This window comes from Pseudarthrobacter sp. SSS035 (assembly GCF_023273875.1).
In the GTDB taxonomy this organism is placed as follows: Bacteria; Actinomycetota; Actinomycetes; order Actinomycetales; family Micrococcaceae; genus Arthrobacter.
Genome location: NZ_CP096882.1, coordinates 4,696,204 through 4,712,318 on the forward strand (window position 1 = coordinate 4,696,204; position 16,115 = coordinate 4,712,318).

Below are 16,115 nucleotides of genomic sequence, written 5' to 3' on the forward strand. Positions count from 1 at the left end.
ACCGGGGATGGCCCTGACCGGCACCGTTGCGTGAACATCGGCATAACCAGGACATCAAGATAATCGATGATCGCGTGCCCGCGGTGGGTCTTACGGCGGCCACGGTGTCCAGGGCTCCGGTGATGAAAAACGCGTGGGACCGGTACGTCTGGAAGATCGTCGGCTGTCCGTCACCGGCGCGAGGGTTCAGGTCCGGGATCCTGCGGACAACCAGGCGCCCGGTGACGCGTTCGCCCTTTTTCCGGGAACTGAGCGCGGTGAACGGTGTTTCGGCGACTAGGCGGCGGAGATCCAACGGTCCGCGGCTTCGTCGAAGACGGCATCGGTGTACTGGATCGGCGTCCACGCGACCTCCCCGATTCCCGCGTGGGCCTTCCTGATGGCCGGGTCCATGCGGGCAGTGACTGAAACCTCGGCGCCGGCTTTGGCAGCGGCATTGACGGTGGCGTGCCCGTAGAACGCGGAGTCCGCGCGCAGCAGTACCGTGCCGGCGGCCCCGCCACGGACGCGTTTGAGGGTGGCCAGGGCGTCGGCGACCAGCCGCGCCGCGGGCGAACCGGCGGAGCCCTTTCCGCAGCCGCTGGGCGACAATGACCGGCGCCGTGTCCTTCGTGCTGACGGCGGCCAGCAGCGCGTTCAGGCCCCGGACCCCCGGAGTAGCCGTAGCCGGAGCCCTGCTTCTTGTAACCGGACCCCGCTATGCGGGCCCGCCGCATTAACGTACAGGTTCTTAGCAAAACCATACGGCCGCAGATCCCGGGAAAGACACCCAAAAAGGTCGGTCGATTCAAGAATCACACCCGGTCAGGAGAACCAGCATCACCCTGCCAGCCTGCCCCAGGCCAGCCACGACGAACGCTTACGGCGATTCAGCGGCGCGACAAATCATCATCCTACAAGTGGCTCACTTGAGACCGTTGGGGCACTACCACGGTCGGCAATCCGCTCTTTTCGACGATCGCGCGCACCTTTCGCGCCTGCGCATCGGAGAGCACGGCGTTAGGACGATTCATGTGGCGATGGGAGATTAGGCCCATCATCTGCATGGCGGTCTTGAAGCCTCCGATGCCGGACGCATTGCTGCCTGTGATCGGGACGCCTTGGAACTCGATTTCGAATAGTTCGATGAGCCGTTGCTGCTCCGCGCGTGCCGCGTCCCAGTCGCCATTTTTGGCGGCATCGTACAGGCGCACATAACCCGCCGGATCCACGTTCGCGAGGCCGGGCACCGCCCCATGAGCGCCGCCGAGGAGGGCATAGTCAACGGTTATCTCCGATCCGGTGAGGATTGCAAAGTCTGGGTGCTGCGCGAAATCGCGCATGACCATGCGCATATTCGCGTCGTCGCCGCTGCTGTCCTTGAGGCCCACAATCGCCTTACGTTTGTAGAGCGACAGCAGGGTCTCCCGTTCAAGCTTGATGTTCACGCGAGACGGAATGTCGTATGCGATCAATGGCAGATCGACCGCATCGCGGACATAACAGAAGTGATCGATGATTTCCGACTGCGCCGTGCGCGTGTAGAACGGCGCAGTCAATACGAGGCCGTCCGCACCGAGCTCGCGCGCCTGCCGGGCGTGCTGAACAGATCGGTCGGTGGCGGTATCGATGACACCTGCGATCACCGGCACGCGGCCGGCGGCTTCGTCAACAACGGTCTGAATCACTGTTGCACGTCGGGTCTCGTCGAGAAATTCGACTTCGCTGGAGGACCCGAGAATGAAAAGTCCATGCACCCCTCCGTCGATAAGGTGGCGCACGACACGGCGCAACGACGCGACGTCGACCTGCATGTTGTGTGTCAGTGGCGTGACGACCGGAGGAACGATACCGTGTAACGAAAGTTTCGCCATTAGATGGTCCTCCAAAGCGCGACGGGCGGTGTGTAGAACGGGTTGGATATGGTGGCTTGAGTACCGCCAGTGACCACGGCGGTCTTGCCTGCGAGTACCGCCATTGTCTACGTGACTCCTTGCTTGTTGTCTTTTTTGGTAAACCGCGCCGAGGAGAACATCGAGCTGTCAGATGTCATTGGCACGTCGGTGATCAAGTCGGCGAGAATTTCGCCAATCACGGGGCCGAACTTGAAACCGGTACCAGAGAAGCCGCAGGCGTAGGCCACTTGCGAATGGAAAGGATGACGCTCGACGATGTAATTCTCATCGGGAGTCATCGTGTACATACAGGTAATAGCCAACTCGCAGGGGCCACTTGCTCCCGGCATGTAGGTATCAAGTATTCGACGCAGATGCTCAACCTCGTCGCTACCGACTTCGCGACCGATTGTGCGAGCTGTCGTGGGTTCGCCAAGGTCGTGACGACCGATCTTGAGTCCTTGGCCTGCAATTGAAGGCATTCCGTAGTATTCGCCTTCGGGGACGTTCATGGTGAAGTTTGGTGCGCCCTTCTCAGCCGTCCAAAGGTCTGGTCGTTCGGGCCGGTAGTAGGCATTGACGATTCGAACAACCTGCAGGGGCAGGCCAAGTCCCCGAAGTTGCTCGGCTGCCCACGGTCCGGCCGTGATCACCAGCCGGCCAGCCTTGTACGAGCCATGTGTGGTTTCGACTCGAACGCCATCGCCGTCGGCGCTCCAGTGCGTGACTTCTTCTGGCCGGTGGATGACCGCGCCGTTCCGTTCGGCGACTCGGAGGAGCGCTGACATCGCTGGTTCGGGTAGCACGTATCCTGCTTCGCGTTCATAGGTTGCAGTCATGCCAGGTTGAAGGCGAAAACCCGAGAACTGCTGACGCAACTCATCCTCATCAAGCGGCTCTAAATGGTTCTCAGCCTCCGCACCTATGCCCAGCCAGCCGGCCGAGTTGAGCGCCGCCTCGTGATTCATGGAGACTTCGCCGATAAGACTCATAATCTTTTGGCTGGATTCGTCTTCGAGCGTGCGCCATAGTTCGAACGCTCGGTCCACGAGTGGTCTGAACTGGGGGTTCGCATGTGAGCGTCGGATCAGACGGTGGTGGCCGTGGGAAGACCCCTGGTCATGCCCTTCGGGGAAGGTGTCGATGCCCAGAACACGCTGCCCGCGCTTGGCCAGGTGGTAGGTGGCGGCGCTACCCATGATCCCAAGACCGACGACAATTGCGTCGTATCGTTCAGTCATTGCTTGTCATCCTTTTGATCGCTGCATCCGAGTTTCAGCCTGGAAACGGCCTCTGCCACGTCGTGATCGTCAACCGTGATTGTTAGTCGGACGTGTTGCCGTCCGGAGTCTCCGTAGATCTCGCCCGGTACACCGATCACGCCGCGGTGCGCCAACCACTCGGCTATCTGCCAGCAGTCCTCACCTTCGCGGCGGACCCAGAAATAGAGGCCGCCGTCGGAGTGGTCGATGACGAACCCTGCCGCTTCGAGGGCGGGTCGCAGGGCAAGGCGCCTGCTCAAGTACCGTTCACGCTGCTCTGCGACATGTTCGTCGTCATCCAAAGCGGCGATCATGGCCGCTTGTACGGGCGAGGGCACCATTTGGCCCATATGCTTGCGATATTCGAGCAACTTCGCGAGCAGCGCCTGGTCTCCGGCGAGAAATCCCGCGCGGTAGCCGGCAAGATTGGATCGTTTCGACAAGGAGCTGCAGATCAGGATTCCTGAAGAATCGTCGTCACATACGTCGGGGTGCAAGATCGAGACCGGTTCCTGTGTCCAGCCGAACTCGAGGTAGCACTCGTCGCTTACTACCAGCGTGCCCGTGCTGCGGGCGCGCGACAGGATGTGGCGAAGATCCGCGCTGCCGAGTATTCGTCCCTCGGGATTGCTAGGCGAGGTTAGCCAAAGCATTGCGACACCTGTGGTGTCAACCTCGCACGGATCGAGGTAGCGCACAATCTGAGATTGTGTGGCCAAAGCCCCGATTTCGTATGTGGGGTAGCCGAGATCGGGTATAGCGATCACGTCGTCCTTACCGAGGCCCAGGAAAGCGGGCAGCTGAGAAATCACTTCCTTCGATCCAATGGTCGGCAGCACCATTTCCGGCGTCAGGCAGCGAATGCCGCCCCGTCGAGCGAGGTAGTTCACCACAGCGGCCCGCAATGTGACAGAACCCTCTGTCGAGGGGTATCCGGGCGCATCAACAGCACCTATCAACGCATCGCGAATGACGCGTGGGGTCGGGTCGACCGGTGCCCCCATGGACAGGTCGATGGTGCCATCGGGATGCTTTTGAGCTAATTCCCACAGCGGCGCAAGCCGGTTCCAGGGGAACTCGGGGAACAGGCGATCAGCAGTAGTTGCCGACCAACGTGGTTCGGTCGTTCTCATGATTCCTCAACCTTCAGGACTGGAATTTGCACGGCTTTGACTTCAAGGAACTCGTCCATTCCCCAACGCCCCATTTCGCGTCCGTTTCCGGACTGTTTGTAGCCACCAAAGGGCGCCGCGGGATTCCAATCCGCCCCGTTGATGTCAACACGACCGGTACGAAGACGCTGCGCAACTGCAAATGCTTCGTCCACATCGGTGCCCCAGACCGCACCGCCCAGCCCGTAAGACGTCGCATTTGCAATGGAGATGGCGTCGTCGACATCGTCGTAGGGTAGAACCACGAGGACAGGCCCAAAGACTTCTTCCTGAGCGATCCGCGATTGAGGCGGAAGCCCTGCGATGACAGTCGGACGGATGTAGTGCCCCGATGAGAGTCCATCTGGGCGTTGCGAACCGCCCGCTATGACGGTGCCACCATCGGCGACCGCATCTTCGATGAAGGCCAGCACAGAATCGCGTTGGGCCGATGAGATCACGGGACCAAGGTCAGTACCGGCGGCGAGGGGATCGCCGACAACGAGATTGTTTGCGACGGATGCGGCGATCTCGAGTGTTGCCTCGAGTTGCTGTTGAGGAACCAACAGACGCGTCCATGCGGCACAGGTTTGTCCGCTGTTGAACATGACGTTCTCGACGGTGGCCGACACTGCGCGTTCAAGGTCCGCATCGGGCAGCACCACACTGGCGGACTTGCCACCCAGTTCGAGGCAGACACGTTTCACTGTGGCGGCAGAAGCCGAAGCCACCCTACGACCTACTCCAACAGATCCGGTGAAGGAGACGACGTCAACATCAGGATGGCTCGAGAGCAACTCGCCGACCTCCGCACCGGGCCCAGGAACGAGGTTGAACACTCCCGACGGGAGGCCGATCTCCTCGAAGGCGTCGGCGAGGATGAAGGCAGAAAGCGGGGTCAGCTCGGCCGGCTTGGCGACAACCGGGCACCCGGCCGCCAAGGCCGGCGCCACCTTCGCCATCAGCTGATAGAGCGGATAGTTCCACGGCGTTATCGCGGCGACCACACCGGCGGCTTCTCTTAAGACACGTGTATGTCGCACGTCCTCCCTGAAGGAGAATGTCAGCAAAAGTTCGGCGTATTGATCCAGCACCGCGAGCGCTTGTCCCAGGTGAGAAGAGAGCGCTATATCAGCTGGGGCCCCCACTTCTGCGACCAGAGTTTCCACCAGCAGGTCTGTCCGCTCGCGCAATGCGGTTGACAGGTCCCGAAGCACGACACTGCGGTGCTGCGGAGTGGTACAACTCCATGGTCCGTAGGCACGCTTCGCAGCTCCGACCGCCTCGGCCGCATCTTCGGCCGTGGCTGTGCGGATGGTGCCGATGATCTGCTCGGTCGCTGGATTTTCAACCCGGCAGATCTCGCCTCGCGGCGCGGTCCAGGCACCCCCAACGAAGATTGTGTCCCGGATCCATTCCGGCCTGCTCATGCTGAACCACCTTCGCGGACATGCAGGACCGTCGGACGGTCGGCCACAAAGGCTTTGGCGAGCTCTTCGGAGAGTCGCTCAGGACTTTCGATCGTGATTCCGTGGCATCCGAGAGCCCTGCCCGCCGCAGCGAAGTCCGGAGAGGGCAAATCGACGCCGAGCGGTTCATAGCCACGAAGACCCATGTTCGTGCGAATCTGGCCATATCCGCCGTTGTCGATAACGATGAGCGGGAGGGCCAAACCCTCAGCCGCTGCCGCCGCCAGTTCAGGAAGGGTGAACATGACGCCACCGTCTCCCATTACGGCCACTACTTGGCGCTCAGGCATTGCAACCTTCGCACCAATGGCCGCCGGCAGTCCATACCCAAGCGTTCCGCTTCCTGTCGGGTAAAGAAAAGCACCGGGGGTGTGGAGCGGCAAGTTTGCCCGCAGCCCGTAGTAACAGGCGGCAGCAGAATCGCCAGCGACGATGGCATCGCGGTCCAGTACCGCTGCGATGGCTTTCATCTCGTGCTCCCAAAGCGCTCCCTCAAGCGCTGCCTCTTCATGCACCCGCGAGACCCAGGAAGCGGATTCACGCTTGCCGCCATCACCATGGCTCGAAGCCCCGAGCAGATCCAGAAGTGAGCGCAATGCAGTCGTCGCGTCGCTGACCAGGGAAACGTCAGGGCGTACGTTGACACCGATCTGGCGCGGATCAATGTCGATTCTCACGAGCGTCCCGTCGAGGGTCCAGCCACCGTTCCACAGGTCGGATGATCCGAAATCTGTGCCCACTGCGATGAGGACGTCTCGAGAGCGAGCCCATTCGGCAACAGTGTGCAGGTGGGCTCCTGCGCCGAGCGACAAGGGGTGATCTTCGGGAATTATTCCCTTGCCGTTGGTTGTAGTGACCACGGCGGCTCCGAGTTTTTCGGCCAGTCGAAGTACTTCGGCCGAGGCTGCACGTGCCCCTCCGCCCACGACAATTCCAGGTCGAGAACATTCAGCGAGCGCAACGGCAGCTCGTTTGAGCTGACCTACCGGGGCGCTGACGACCGATGTTGCCAACGGCAGTCCGACCTCAGTGTCGGCCACCTCATCGAGGACATCGATCGGGATTTCTACATGTACTGGCCGGGGCCTGCCCGCGGTCATGTCGGCGAAGGCCTGCGTGATGGCGTCACCAATCTCGTCAACGGAGCTCACTCGATGGCTAACCGCGACGACGGCGTCGACCGCTGCCTGCTGATCCTTGACCTCGTGAAGATGGCCCGTACTACCGTGGGGGTGTCGAAGCGGCATCCCGGGAGAAACCATCAGCACGGGGATCGAATCGGCATACGACTGGCTCAACGCGGCAAGAGTGTTGAGCACCGCGGGTCCGGCCGTGACCAAAGCGACGCCCGGCCTTCCCGAAACCCGCGCGAACCCATCTGCGGCAAAACCGCAGCCCTGCTCATGTCGCGACAAAAAATGTCTGATGTTATTGCTCGCGAGATGTTCGTAGATGGGCAGATTGTGATTACCCGGTATCCCGAAAACTACGTCGGTACCGTGTGCGGCGAGGCTGCGCGCAACAGCCTCGCCGCCGGTCATGAGTGCCATGTGCTCTGTCCTTCATTTGATGGTGTGGCCCGGTAAGGCCTGGTTTTGGGTTGTTGCGGTCAGATGATCTTGTGCTTCTGGAGGAACTTCTGCACGACCAAGTCCGCGGGCAATCCGTCGAGTTCGACTTGGCCGTTGAGTTCCAGGATCGTGTCCTGGGTCAGAAGTTTGGCGACGGCGTCGAAGAGCTTGTCGTACTTCGCTTTGTTCGCGTCATAGATATTGCCGGTCATGTTCACTGCGGGGTTGTAGATCGGAAAGAAGGTCTTGTCGTCATCGAGGACGGTGATGTGTTCTTTCGCGAGGCGCGAGTCGGTGCTGACGAGGTACATGAAGTTGCACTTCTTCTGCTGGATCGCCTGGTAGATGACGGTCACCTCGACCGGATACACCGTCCCCTCCGGCTGTTTGAAGTCGTAGGCCTTTTCTAGACCGGGCAAGCCGTCATCGCGAGTCGCAAACTCTGCACTTGCGCAGAGAGTCGCTTCTTTCGGGTTGGTCCGCGCCAGTTCGGCGTAGTCCGAAAGAGTCTTGACTCCAGTGCCCTTGGCCGCATCCGGGCTGGCACCAAGGCCGTACGTGTTGTTGAATGGCGCAGGGGCAAACCAGGAAATATCGTTCGTCGCATCGTCCGCGCGAACCGCGTCAAAGAGTGCGTTTGGATCGGTGATCGGATTGGTCTTCTTGAAAATGGTGAGCCATGCTGTACCGGTGTACTCGTAGTAAGCGTTGATTTCGCCGCTTTCCAAAGCTGCCCGAGCCACGTTGGTGCCTGCGAGGCCGGTCTTGTCTGTCACCTTCGCGCCGGCGGCCTCAAGTGTCTGAACGAGAATTTCGCCCAGGATCTTCTGCTCTGGGTACTCCTTGGAACCGACCGACATGGTGACGCCGCTGAGATCAACAGTTGAAGCGAGTGAACCCGCGGAGCCCGTCGTCGCACCGCCATCGCTGCCGCCGCAGGCAGTGAGCGCCATCGCCGAAACCACCAGAGTGGCCGTTACGGCTGAGACGCGGATGTTCTTACCAATCTTCATGAAATGCCTTTCGTTGTGACAGCTTGGGTGGAATCTAAGTGGGTTTAGAGACCCTTCGGGGTCAGGAAGTCTTGCGCCAATCTGGCGATGTGATCCAAGAAAATTGCCAGAAACGCGGTCAATGCTGCGCCGACGATCGTGACGATGTCGCGGTTCTGAATAAGTCCGACCAGAATGATCGATCCGAGACCTCCGGCTCCGGCGAATGCCGCCACAGTTGCGGTCCCGACATTCCAGACGATGGCGGTACGAAGTCCGGCCAACACCACCGGCACTGCCAGCGGCAGCTCGACTTGTCGCAAGACCTGTCCGCGCGTCAGACCGATACCGGAAGCTGCTTCTTTGAGTTCGGCATCGATCTGTTCCAGACCAGCAATGGTGTTGCTGAGTACGGGCAACAGTGCACTGATGATGAGCGCGTAAATCGCATACTGCGCCCCGAGGCCGAGGGTGAGCGCGAAAAGTACGATCAGACCGAAACTGGGGACTGACTGCGCCGCCACCAGGATTGCCTGAGCAAGTGGTGCGATGCGTCGGGCCGAAGGACGGGACAGTAAAATTCCCAACGGGACCGCGATGAGGAGGACCACCATGGTCGAGGCTCCGACGAGCAACAGGTGCTGGTAAAGCGCTGTCAGCAGTTGGGGGCCGGTCAGGATGCGTGCTTCTACGCTGTCGAATTCGCGTGTCTTCACCCACAGATAGAGGACGAATATTGCGACCAGAAGAACGATCGGGGTCGTGAAGATCAGCCGCAAGGGCACCCGGCGGCCTGTTGCCGTACCGCTGTCTGGCTCGGCAATAATGTCCCGGGGAAGCTCAGTTGCGGTGGTCATAGGTCAACTCCTCGCTCAGTCGGCGCTGGTTCAAAAGAGCGCCGCCAGATGTACTCGCAACCGCTCGGGTCACGGCCGCGAATTCGAGGCAGCCCGCGAGGCGGCCATCCTCGCCAACAAGAATTGCCGCCGGAGCGCCGCTGCGCATCATCTGCCCGAGGGCGTCTGCGAGCCGGGTGCTGGGTCCCAGCCGAAGCGGATCGACCGGCCGGAAGCGCCTGCTCGCACCGTCGACAAGGAGCCAGCCCACCGGACGGCCGGCTTCAAGGACGACTGTGGCGGCCCCATGCGTTTGTGCCTGTTCGGCCTCGCCCGGCTGCACCGTGGTCGTGGGCAAAACAGTGAGTGCCTCAGCTTTGACCTCGAGCAATGACAAGGCTCGAAGTTCGGCGTTCTCGCCGAGGAAGTCGCGCACGAAGTCGTTGGCGGGGTTGGCGAGGATCTGTGCCGGAGTGTCGAACTGCGCCACCGCCGAGCGGTCGCGCACAATCGCAATGCGGTCCCCCATTTTGACGGCCTCGCTGAGATCGTGGGTGACGAAGACAATCGTCTTGCAGATTTCCTTCTGCAGACGTAGAAACTCATCCTGAAGTCGTTCGCGGGCAATTGGATCGACTGCGCCGAACGGTTCGTCCAGCAACATGATTGGCGGATCGGCAGCCAGCGCCCGGGCGACACCCACGCGTTGGCGCTGCCCACCGGAGAGTTGCTTGGGGTAGCGATCACGGTACTGCGAGGGATCCAAACCGACGAGATCGAGCATCTCGTCCACTCGTGCTGGAATCTTCGACGAGGGCCACTTAAGCAATTTCAATACGGCTGCCACATTGTCGCCGACGCGCCGGTGCGGAAACAACCCACCCTGTTGGATGACATAGCCGATGCTTCGTCGTAACTCGTTCGGGTCTACGTCAGTGACGTCCTGGCCGTCGATGATGATCCGACCGGACGTTGGCTCGACCAGACGGTTGATCATCTTCATGGTCGTGGTCTTTCCGCACCCTGAGGGTCCGACCAGCATGACAATTTCGCCCTTGCGCACCCGGAGGTCCAGATTGTCGACCGCTGGCTCAGAACACCCGGGGAAGGTCTTAGTCAGATTTTCAAGGTGGATAAATGGGTCAGTCATGGAGGCCTCTTGATGTCGTTAATTTGCCAAGGTTGATGAATGCAAGATTGAGGATGAGTCCCACGATGGCGACGCCCACTATTCCCGACAACGCCTGGTACAGGGCTGTCGGTGCGCCGAGGGTATTGAGCCCGTCATAGATTGCGCGGCCAAGTCCAGGTCCTCGCACGATCGCGCCGATTGTTGCCGTGCTGACAAGCAACAGAGCCGCGACTCGAATCCCGGTGAGGATGATGGGCCACGCCATCGGAAACTCCACTTTCATCAGGCTCTGTCGCCGACTCATGCCGATCGCTGCAGCGGCTTCCACCACAGAAGCGTCTACGCCATTCAATCCAACGATGGTGTTCTGAACGATCGGAAGTAGCGAGTAAAGGGTCAAAGCCACCAACACCGGCGGCCAGCCAAGTCCGATAATGCTGATCAAAAGCACATACAAAGCTAGGGACGGAATCGTAAGCAACACGCCGCTCATCTTGATAGCAATCGCTTTCGCGCGGGGGCGCCTGTAAACAGCGATTCCCAAAGAAACGCCGACGATGCTGCCCAGAAGCGTTGCCACTAAGACAACGACAATGTGTTCGCCGAACTGCTGGACCAACTTCCCGCCGAAGTACGACCAGTAATCCAAGTAGCTCACGACTACTCCTCTCCATTCGATAGTTGACAGTTGGTGCGAGATGAACGAAGCAGCGGAATTCACACCGGCACCGATCCTGCACGCACTGCCTCAATGAGGTTAAGTGATGGAACCCACAACAGTCAACAGGTAACCACCACTTTCAGCCAGTGACTGCTTGCGTTTCGGAAGAATTCTCGCGCACCGGTCGGAAAGTGCTGAGGCGCGCACCAAGGTCTGGCCTTGACCCCGTTCGCGGACACGGGGTGATGCGGCTTTCGGTTCTGCCGCGGCCTGAGGTGAGAAACGCGACCCAGCCGGCTCTTGACACTCCACAAGCGCTTCCCCGAACCTGGTGGGTCCGCACACTTGAAGCGTCCCTCCTCGCAAGTCCCTCATCGCGCAGACACCTGAGGCTGCGAACCGAACCAACACCTCTCCGATCTTCGGCTCATCGAATTCGAGCCGTGTGCTTTCAAAGGACTGGTTGATTCCAGGCAGCAACGCTGCTGCTATTTGCACGATGTTGATCCTTCAGCGAATTAGACCTGCAGTCATTCTTGTATCTGTGAACGCGTTTACAGGGTTCAATCACTTGGCCATGCACTCCAAGGTAGCGTCAACACCATTTTGGAATCTGATCCACCCCTGGAACACGCTCCGGTCAAAGTTGCGCCGGGAGCCGTGCTCAGGTATCAACACGAATGTCGTACTCCCAGGAGGGTTGACAGAGCCAATTCACTCGTCGAGACTGTTGCTGTGCGAAATGATATTTCAGCCCATGACAGTGCTGGGGCTCGTACGCTGCGCCGCGGGCTGGCGATCCTTTCGCTTTTCACAGCCGAGCGAACCGTTCTCATGCAAAAAGAAATCTCCGAGCTTCTCGGCATACCGCTGCCAACTGTCGGCCGCCTCTGTCGCACGCTGGCTACCGATCACTATTTGGAGCAAGACCCGAAAACTCGGCAGCTCCGACTCGGAGCGCAGATACTTCGGCTGTCTGGCCGTCCGTCCGCCGGACTCACCGACGACGCGAGACGGTGGATGAACAGACTCAACACGGAATTCGATGAGGACATCAACATTGCGATCCTCGACGGCCAACATGCTTTGTATCTGGACGCGATCCCCAGCACAAAATTACTCACGACCCAAACTGCCGTAGGGTCTCGCGTACTTGCTCACTGCACTGCGATCGGCAAATGCCTCCTCGCTCAGCTCGACGATCTGGTCGTTCTCGATCGGATCGGCGGCGGACCCTATGAGGGACGAACTGCACGCACCATTCGCAGGTGGGAAGACCTAAACGTCGAACTGCAAAGTATTCGCGATACGGGCCTATCGCGGTCCACCGACGAATACGAAGTGGGCCTCAGCGGATTCGCTGTGTCCCTTGGACCGGGCCCCAGCGGTGCCCCCATGGCGCTTTCGGTCTCCGTGCCCAACGCCCGCTGCTCCGATTCACGCACCGAAGCGATGGTCCGAGCCCTTCTTGACCCGATACAGAACCCGAACCAACCTGGAGCCAAATACCATGACTGATACAGCTGCGAGGCTGCTGGATGTGCCGGCCGAAATTGACGAATGGGCTCGCCAGCTAACCATCGAATTGGAGGAAGCGGCGAAGCGCTGTATAGCGGCTCTCCCGCAGACACCGATTCTCGTTATGTCTACGAGCGAATGGGATTCGCTCAACAAGGAATGAGCCTGCCCCGATGAATAACCAAACACTCGACGACAATGCGTCCGGCCCGCTGGCGGGGATTCGCATCATCGACTTCTCACAGTTTGTTGCTGGCCCCCTCTGCACGCTGCTCCTGGCCAACCTTGGCGCTGATGTGATCAAGGTTGAATCCCCCGTCGGAGATGCCTATCGACACTACGAACCATTGGGGGATGGCGCCAGCACTCGACTGTATGCGCTCAATCAGGGAAAACGTTCAGTCGTTTGCGATCTCAAGTCTGTCGACGGTCGCGAATTTGGGGAGAAACTGATCACCTCGGCCGATGTCGTCGTCCACAACATGCCGCCGGAACGCGCCAAAAACTTCGGACTCGACAGTGAAACGATCCGCCGGATCAATCCGAAGGCGATTGTCACCGTCGTGACTGCCTTCGGCAGCGACGGGCCAAAATCCGGGCAGGTGGGGTATGACCTGATTGCGCAGGCCTACTCGGGGCTGTTGATGGCTGACACAGATCCCAACGATGAGATTCCACGACGAAGCGGGGGTGTTCCTTACTCCGATATCACGGCGGGCCTTCTTGCCTGTATCAGTGTGGTCGCTGGGCTCACCAATCGTTCCGGCGCCGAGGGACAGCATTTCGAGGTGTCACTGCTAGCAGCGTCCCTGCTCGCCCAAGTTCAGGACCTTGTCCGAATTGACAGCCCCTCGGAAAATCACGTCGACACTCACGAAATTGCTCAACACCATGATCTGGCCAGGGTGAGCAAGGAAGTCCGCGACGCTGGGAAACTCGAGCCCTACTACCGCTGCTACGAAGCTGCGGATGGATTCATCGCGCTCGCGTGCCTCACCACCCTTCAAAGGCGACGAGTCCTTGACGTCCTGAGTCTCGAGGACCCCTGGGTCGACAACCCACAGGCGTTACCGGCGAACGACGAGGAGCGAAACCTTCGCGAGTCAGTCGCCATCAACTTCTCCGAGCGCTTTCGACAGGCCACAGCCGCGCATTGGATCGAAAAATTCAATCAGGCTTCGATCCCGGCCGGGGAAGTACGCCTGCTGAACCACGTTTTTGACGACGAACAGGTTCGCGCCAACGGCCTGGTCCGGACGGTACACCAATCCCAGTCCGGCACTGTCGATGTCTTTGGGACGCCATTCAAGATCGATGGCCGACCCAGCCACGCCACCTCGCCCGCACCCCGCCTGGGACAACACACCGACGAGTTGCAAACCGAGATGTCCACTTCCAAGGAGTACACCAATGTCGTCTGACGTTGAAGCCCTCGCCTCATCCGTTCGGATGGACGTCGAGGACGGTGTCCTGATGGTGACCCTCGACCGTCCCAAAGCCAACGCCATCGACGTTGCCACCAGCCACGAGCTCTACGCCGCGTTCAACCGGCTGCAGGAGGACCCCACATTGAGAGTGGCCGTGCTGACCGGGGCCGGGGACCGGTTTTTCTCGGCGGGATGGGACCTGAAGGCCGCGGCCGCGGGAGAGTCCATCGAGGCCGACCACGGGCCTGGGGGCTTCGCCGGTCTGACCAGACTGTTCGGGTTACGGAAACCTGTCATTGCCGCAGTGAACGGCCTCGCATTCGGCGGAGGTTTTGAGCTCGCGCTGGCTGCCGATCTCATCGTGGCCGCCGAGCACGCCGAGTTCGCGCTTACCGAAGTGACCTTGGGCATGGTCCCCGGCTCCGGCGGTGTCCTGCGCCTTCCGAGAAAACTGCCCTCAGCTGTGGCCACCGAGATGCTGCTCACGGGTCGGCGGATGACCGCAGTTGAAGGGCATCAATGGGGTTTGGTGAATCGTGTCGTGGCTTCGTCCGAGTTGCTCGATGTGGCAATGAGGCTGGCCCGTGACATCTGTTCGAGCGCGCCCCTGGCCGTTGCAGCGGTCAAGGAGATCAGCGAGGCGACCATGTCGCTGGGCATCGAAGAGGCCTACCGACACAGCATGGATAGTTCTAGCTACCGGACCCTGTTGAGCTCCGAGGACGCCAAGGAAGGACCACGGGCGTTCGTGGAGAAGCGTGCCCCACGATGGCAGGGACGCTGACTGCCGCTTTGTGCAGTGCGTCTGACACCGATTTTGCAGAGAGGACATGGTGACATGCTCTTGTCACCCGCCCGCTGCAGTCTAAGAAACCGTCCGCAGGGCCCTGCTGCTGATTGGGCCCCCGTTAGCAGTCCAGCGTCTATGCGATAGCTAATTGTTTTTCTTGCGTCCAGTATTCCCAGTATCAGCGGTGAACTCCGGCCCGTTGTCACACCGGACGTAGGCCGGTGCGGTACCGGTTTCGGCGATGATGTTCTCCAGCACCGCGACCACGTCCGAGGCTTTGAACGACCGGCGCGGGATGATCGCCAGGGCCGTGCGGGTGTATTCATCGATGACATTGAAGAACCGGATGTGCCGCCCGCAGGAGGTCACGTCTGACTGGAAGTCGAAACTGACCACATGCATCGGATACTCTGCCGTCAGCCGTTTCTGCTCCCCGGCGCCTGGCGCGGCCGGATGTCCTCCGTGGGGTGGTCACGGATCTCACCGGGGATGATGAGGCGGGCGCTTTGCGGGCTGCCTTCAGCCGGCTGATCTGTGGCGGCGACGACGTTTCCGAAGCCACCGCCCAGGTGCTGAAAGTGCTCGGCTCCTCTGCTTCGGCCGGTCCATTCGTCCGTGAACTCTCCACCGCTGTGGAGCTCGGTGCCTTCTACCCGGGCGATCCCGGAGTGCTGATTTCCCTGCTGTTGAACCGTGTGACCCTGGCTCCGGGAGAAGCGGTGTACCTGCCTGCCGGCAATGTCCACGCCTACCTGAGCGGGCTGGGCGTGGAGGTCATGGCCTCCTCCGACAATGTGTTGCGCGGTGGGCTGACGCCCAAGTACATCGATGTTCCGGAACTGACTAAGACCATCGAATTTGCTGCCCTGGGGATCCCCCGCATCGAGGCCGCCAGCTCTGACCTTGGCCAGGAGCTCTACCAGCCACCGTTCCAGGAATTCCAGCTGCAGCGGATTGAACTCGCTACTGGTGCCGCTCCGGTGCCCCTGCAGTTGGGCCGTGGCGAGAGCGCCTTTATCCCGGCCTCGGAGAATCCGGTCATGGTCCATCCGGTGGCCGGCGCGGAGGAACCGTCGCCTTCGCCGTAACCACGTCAATGAAAGCCTGATCACTTGACCTCTGTCCTGCCAGCCGCCTGGGCAGACTTCCAGCACCGCCAGAAGGGCACCAATTGAGTTTCGAAAACAATTCCGTTCCGAACCGCCTGGTCTACGGCTCCATGGGCCTCGGAGGCGATTGGTCCCCCTCACCGTATGGCCCCGCTGAGATCGATGAGGCCGAGGCCGCCATAGACGCAGCACTGGAGATCGGCATCACGGTGTTCGATCACGCCGACATCTACCGGTCCGGCAATCGCATGATGCCGCGGCACCGTGACGAGGGTTGCTCCGAGATCAGACCTTCGGGACATCATCCGTCCCGGAAATGAAGC

General features: G+C 60.4%; 15 protein-coding genes and 2 pseudogenes. 6 read left to right on the forward strand and 11 right to left on the reverse strand.

Annotated features, from left to right (window positions below; all coding sequences use genetic code 11):
• Positions 1-62: 62 nt before the first annotated feature.
• From MUN23_RS21850 to MUN23_RS21895, 10 genes and pseudogenes are all read right to left on the reverse strand, one after another.
• Positions 63-689 (reverse strand): annotated as a pseudogene (locus tag MUN23_RS21850) (IS1380 family transposase); the annotation flags it as partial.
• Between the two features lie 204 nt (positions 690-893).
• On the reverse strand, positions 894-1,853 hold the full coding sequence (locus tag MUN23_RS21855) for a dihydrodipicolinate synthase family protein (RefSeq protein ID WP_248761119.1): 960 nt from the start codon (positions 1,851-1,853) through the stop codon (positions 894-896).
• A 107-nt stretch (positions 1,854-1,960) separates the two neighbouring features.
• Positions 1,961-3,115, reverse strand: coding sequence for an N-methyl-L-tryptophan oxidase (solA, locus tag MUN23_RS21860; protein WP_248761120.1), 1,155 nt, complete (start codon positions 3,113-3,115; stop codon positions 1,961-1,963).
• Positions 3,112-4,269, reverse strand: coding sequence for a succinyldiaminopimelate transaminase (gene dapC, locus MUN23_RS21865; RefSeq protein ID WP_248761122.1), 1,158 nt, complete (start codon positions 4,267-4,269; stop codon positions 3,112-3,114). The genes solA and dapC overlap by 4 nt, the downstream gene beginning before the upstream one ends.
• Positions 4,266-5,717: an aldehyde dehydrogenase family protein gene (locus tag MUN23_RS21870; RefSeq protein WP_248761124.1), complete on the reverse strand. Its 1,452-nt coding sequence runs from the start codon at positions 5,715-5,717 to the stop codon at positions 4,266-4,268. The genes dapC and MUN23_RS21870 overlap by 4 nt, the downstream gene beginning before the upstream one ends.
• Positions 5,714-7,306 (reverse strand): thiamine pyrophosphate-binding protein, encoded by a 1,593-nt coding sequence (locus MUN23_RS21875; protein WP_248761125.1) that lies wholly within the window; start codon positions 7,304-7,306, stop codon positions 5,714-5,716. The genes MUN23_RS21870 and MUN23_RS21875 overlap by 4 nt, the downstream gene beginning before the upstream one ends.
• A 59-nt stretch (positions 7,307-7,365) precedes the next feature.
• Positions 7,366-8,340 (reverse strand): glycine betaine ABC transporter substrate-binding protein, encoded by a 975-nt coding sequence (locus MUN23_RS21880; RefSeq protein ID WP_248761127.1) that lies wholly within the window; start codon positions 8,338-8,340, stop codon positions 7,366-7,368.
• 44 nt (positions 8,341-8,384) lie between these two features.
• Positions 8,385-9,176, reverse strand: coding sequence for an ABC transporter permease (locus tag MUN23_RS21885; protein ID WP_248761129.1), 792 nt, complete (start codon positions 9,174-9,176; stop codon positions 8,385-8,387).
• Positions 9,160-10,305: an ATP-binding cassette domain-containing protein gene (locus MUN23_RS21890; protein WP_248761131.1), complete on the reverse strand. Its 1,146-nt coding sequence runs from the start codon at positions 10,303-10,305 to the stop codon at positions 9,160-9,162. Before MUN23_RS21890 ends, MUN23_RS21885 begins: the two co-directional genes overlap by 17 nt.
• Positions 10,298-10,945 (reverse strand): ABC transporter permease, encoded by a 648-nt coding sequence (locus MUN23_RS21895; protein WP_248761132.1) that lies wholly within the window; start codon positions 10,943-10,945, stop codon positions 10,298-10,300. Before MUN23_RS21895 ends, MUN23_RS21890 begins: the two co-directional genes overlap by 8 nt.
• Positions 10,946-11,683: 738 nt before the next feature.
• Between MUN23_RS21895 and MUN23_RS21900 the strand changes: the two genes are divergently transcribed.
• From MUN23_RS21900 to MUN23_RS21915, 4 genes are read left to right on the forward strand one after another with little or no spacing between them, the layout of a single operon-like run.
• Positions 11,684-12,466: an IclR family transcriptional regulator gene (locus MUN23_RS21900; protein WP_248761133.1), complete on the forward strand. Its 783-nt coding sequence runs from the start codon at positions 11,684-11,686 to the stop codon at positions 12,464-12,466.
• The gene (locus MUN23_RS21905) at positions 12,459-12,629 is read left to right on the forward strand and encodes a hypothetical protein (RefSeq protein ID WP_248761134.1); all 171 of its coding nucleotides are present in this window, start codon (positions 12,459-12,461) and stop codon (positions 12,627-12,629) included. Before MUN23_RS21900 ends, MUN23_RS21905 begins: the two co-directional genes overlap by 8 nt.
• Positions 12,630-12,639: 10 nt before the next feature.
• Entirely contained in the window at positions 12,640-13,887 is a 1,248-nt protein-coding gene (locus MUN23_RS21910; RefSeq protein ID WP_248761135.1) for a CaiB/BaiF CoA-transferase family protein, read from the forward strand.
• Positions 13,877-14,677, forward strand: coding sequence for an enoyl-CoA hydratase-related protein (locus MUN23_RS21915; protein WP_248761136.1), 801 nt, complete (start codon positions 13,877-13,879; stop codon positions 14,675-14,677). Before MUN23_RS21910 ends, MUN23_RS21915 begins: the two co-directional genes overlap by 11 nt.
• 186 nt (positions 14,678-14,863) lie before the next feature.
• On the opposite strand, the pseudogene MUN23_RS21920 reads toward MUN23_RS21915, so the two are convergent.
• Positions 14,864-15,127, reverse strand: a pseudogene (locus tag MUN23_RS21920) (DDE-type integrase/transposase/recombinase); the annotation flags it as partial.
• Between the two features lie 23 nt (positions 15,128-15,150).
• Between MUN23_RS21920 and MUN23_RS21925 the strand changes: the two are divergent.
• Together MUN23_RS21925 and MUN23_RS23720 are read left to right on the forward strand one after the other, a co-directional pair.
• Positions 15,151-15,771 carry a hypothetical protein gene (locus MUN23_RS21925; RefSeq protein WP_371875951.1) on the forward strand — a complete coding sequence of 207 codons (621 nt, stop codon included), beginning with the start codon at positions 15,151-15,153 and terminating at the stop codon, positions 15,769-15,771.
• Positions 15,772-15,854: 83 nt separating this feature from the next.
• On the forward strand, positions 15,855-16,112 hold the full coding sequence (locus tag MUN23_RS23720) for an aldo/keto reductase (protein ID WP_371875952.1): 258 nt from the start codon (positions 15,855-15,857) through the stop codon (positions 16,110-16,112).
• Positions 16,113-16,115 lie beyond the last annotated feature (3 nt).

Excerpts from the sequence above, each read along its gene's own strand:
- MUN23_RS21855 (WP_248761119.1), bottom strand. The coding sequence starts at position 1,853 with ATGGCGAAACTTTCGTTACACGGTATCGTTCCTCCGGTCGTCACGCCA.
- solA (WP_248761120.1), bottom strand. The coding sequence starts at position 3,115 with ATGACTGAACGATACGACGCAATTGTCGTCGGTCTTGGGATCATGGGT.
- dapC (WP_248761122.1), bottom strand. The coding sequence starts at position 4,269 with ATGAGAACGACCGAACCACGTTGGTCGGCAACTACTGCTGATCGCCTG.
- MUN23_RS21870 (WP_248761124.1), bottom strand. The coding sequence starts at position 5,717 with ATGAGCAGGCCGGAATGGATCCGGGACACAATCTTCGTTGGGGGTGCC.
- MUN23_RS21875 (WP_248761125.1), bottom strand. The coding sequence starts at position 7,306 with ATGGCACTCATGACCGGCGGCGAGGCTGTTGCGCGCAGCCTCGCCGCA.
- MUN23_RS21880 (WP_248761127.1), bottom strand. The coding sequence starts at position 8,340 with ATGAAGATTGGTAAGAACATCCGCGTCTCAGCCGTAACGGCCACTCTG.
- MUN23_RS21885 (WP_248761129.1), bottom strand. The coding sequence starts at position 9,176 with ATGACCACCGCAACTGAGCTTCCCCGGGACATTATTGCCGAGCCAGAC.
- MUN23_RS21890 (WP_248761131.1), bottom strand. The coding sequence starts at position 10,305 with ATGACTGACCCATTTATCCACCTTGAAAATCTGACTAAGACCTTCCCC.
- MUN23_RS21905 (WP_248761134.1), top strand. The coding sequence starts at position 12,459 with ATGACTGATACAGCTGCGAGGCTGCTGGATGTGCCGGCCGAAATTGAC.
- MUN23_RS21910 (WP_248761135.1), top strand. The coding sequence starts at position 12,640 with ATGAATAACCAAACACTCGACGACAATGCGTCCGGCCCGCTGGCGGGG.
- MUN23_RS21915 (WP_248761136.1), top strand. The coding sequence starts at position 13,877 with ATGTCGTCTGACGTTGAAGCCCTCGCCTCATCCGTTCGGATGGACGTC.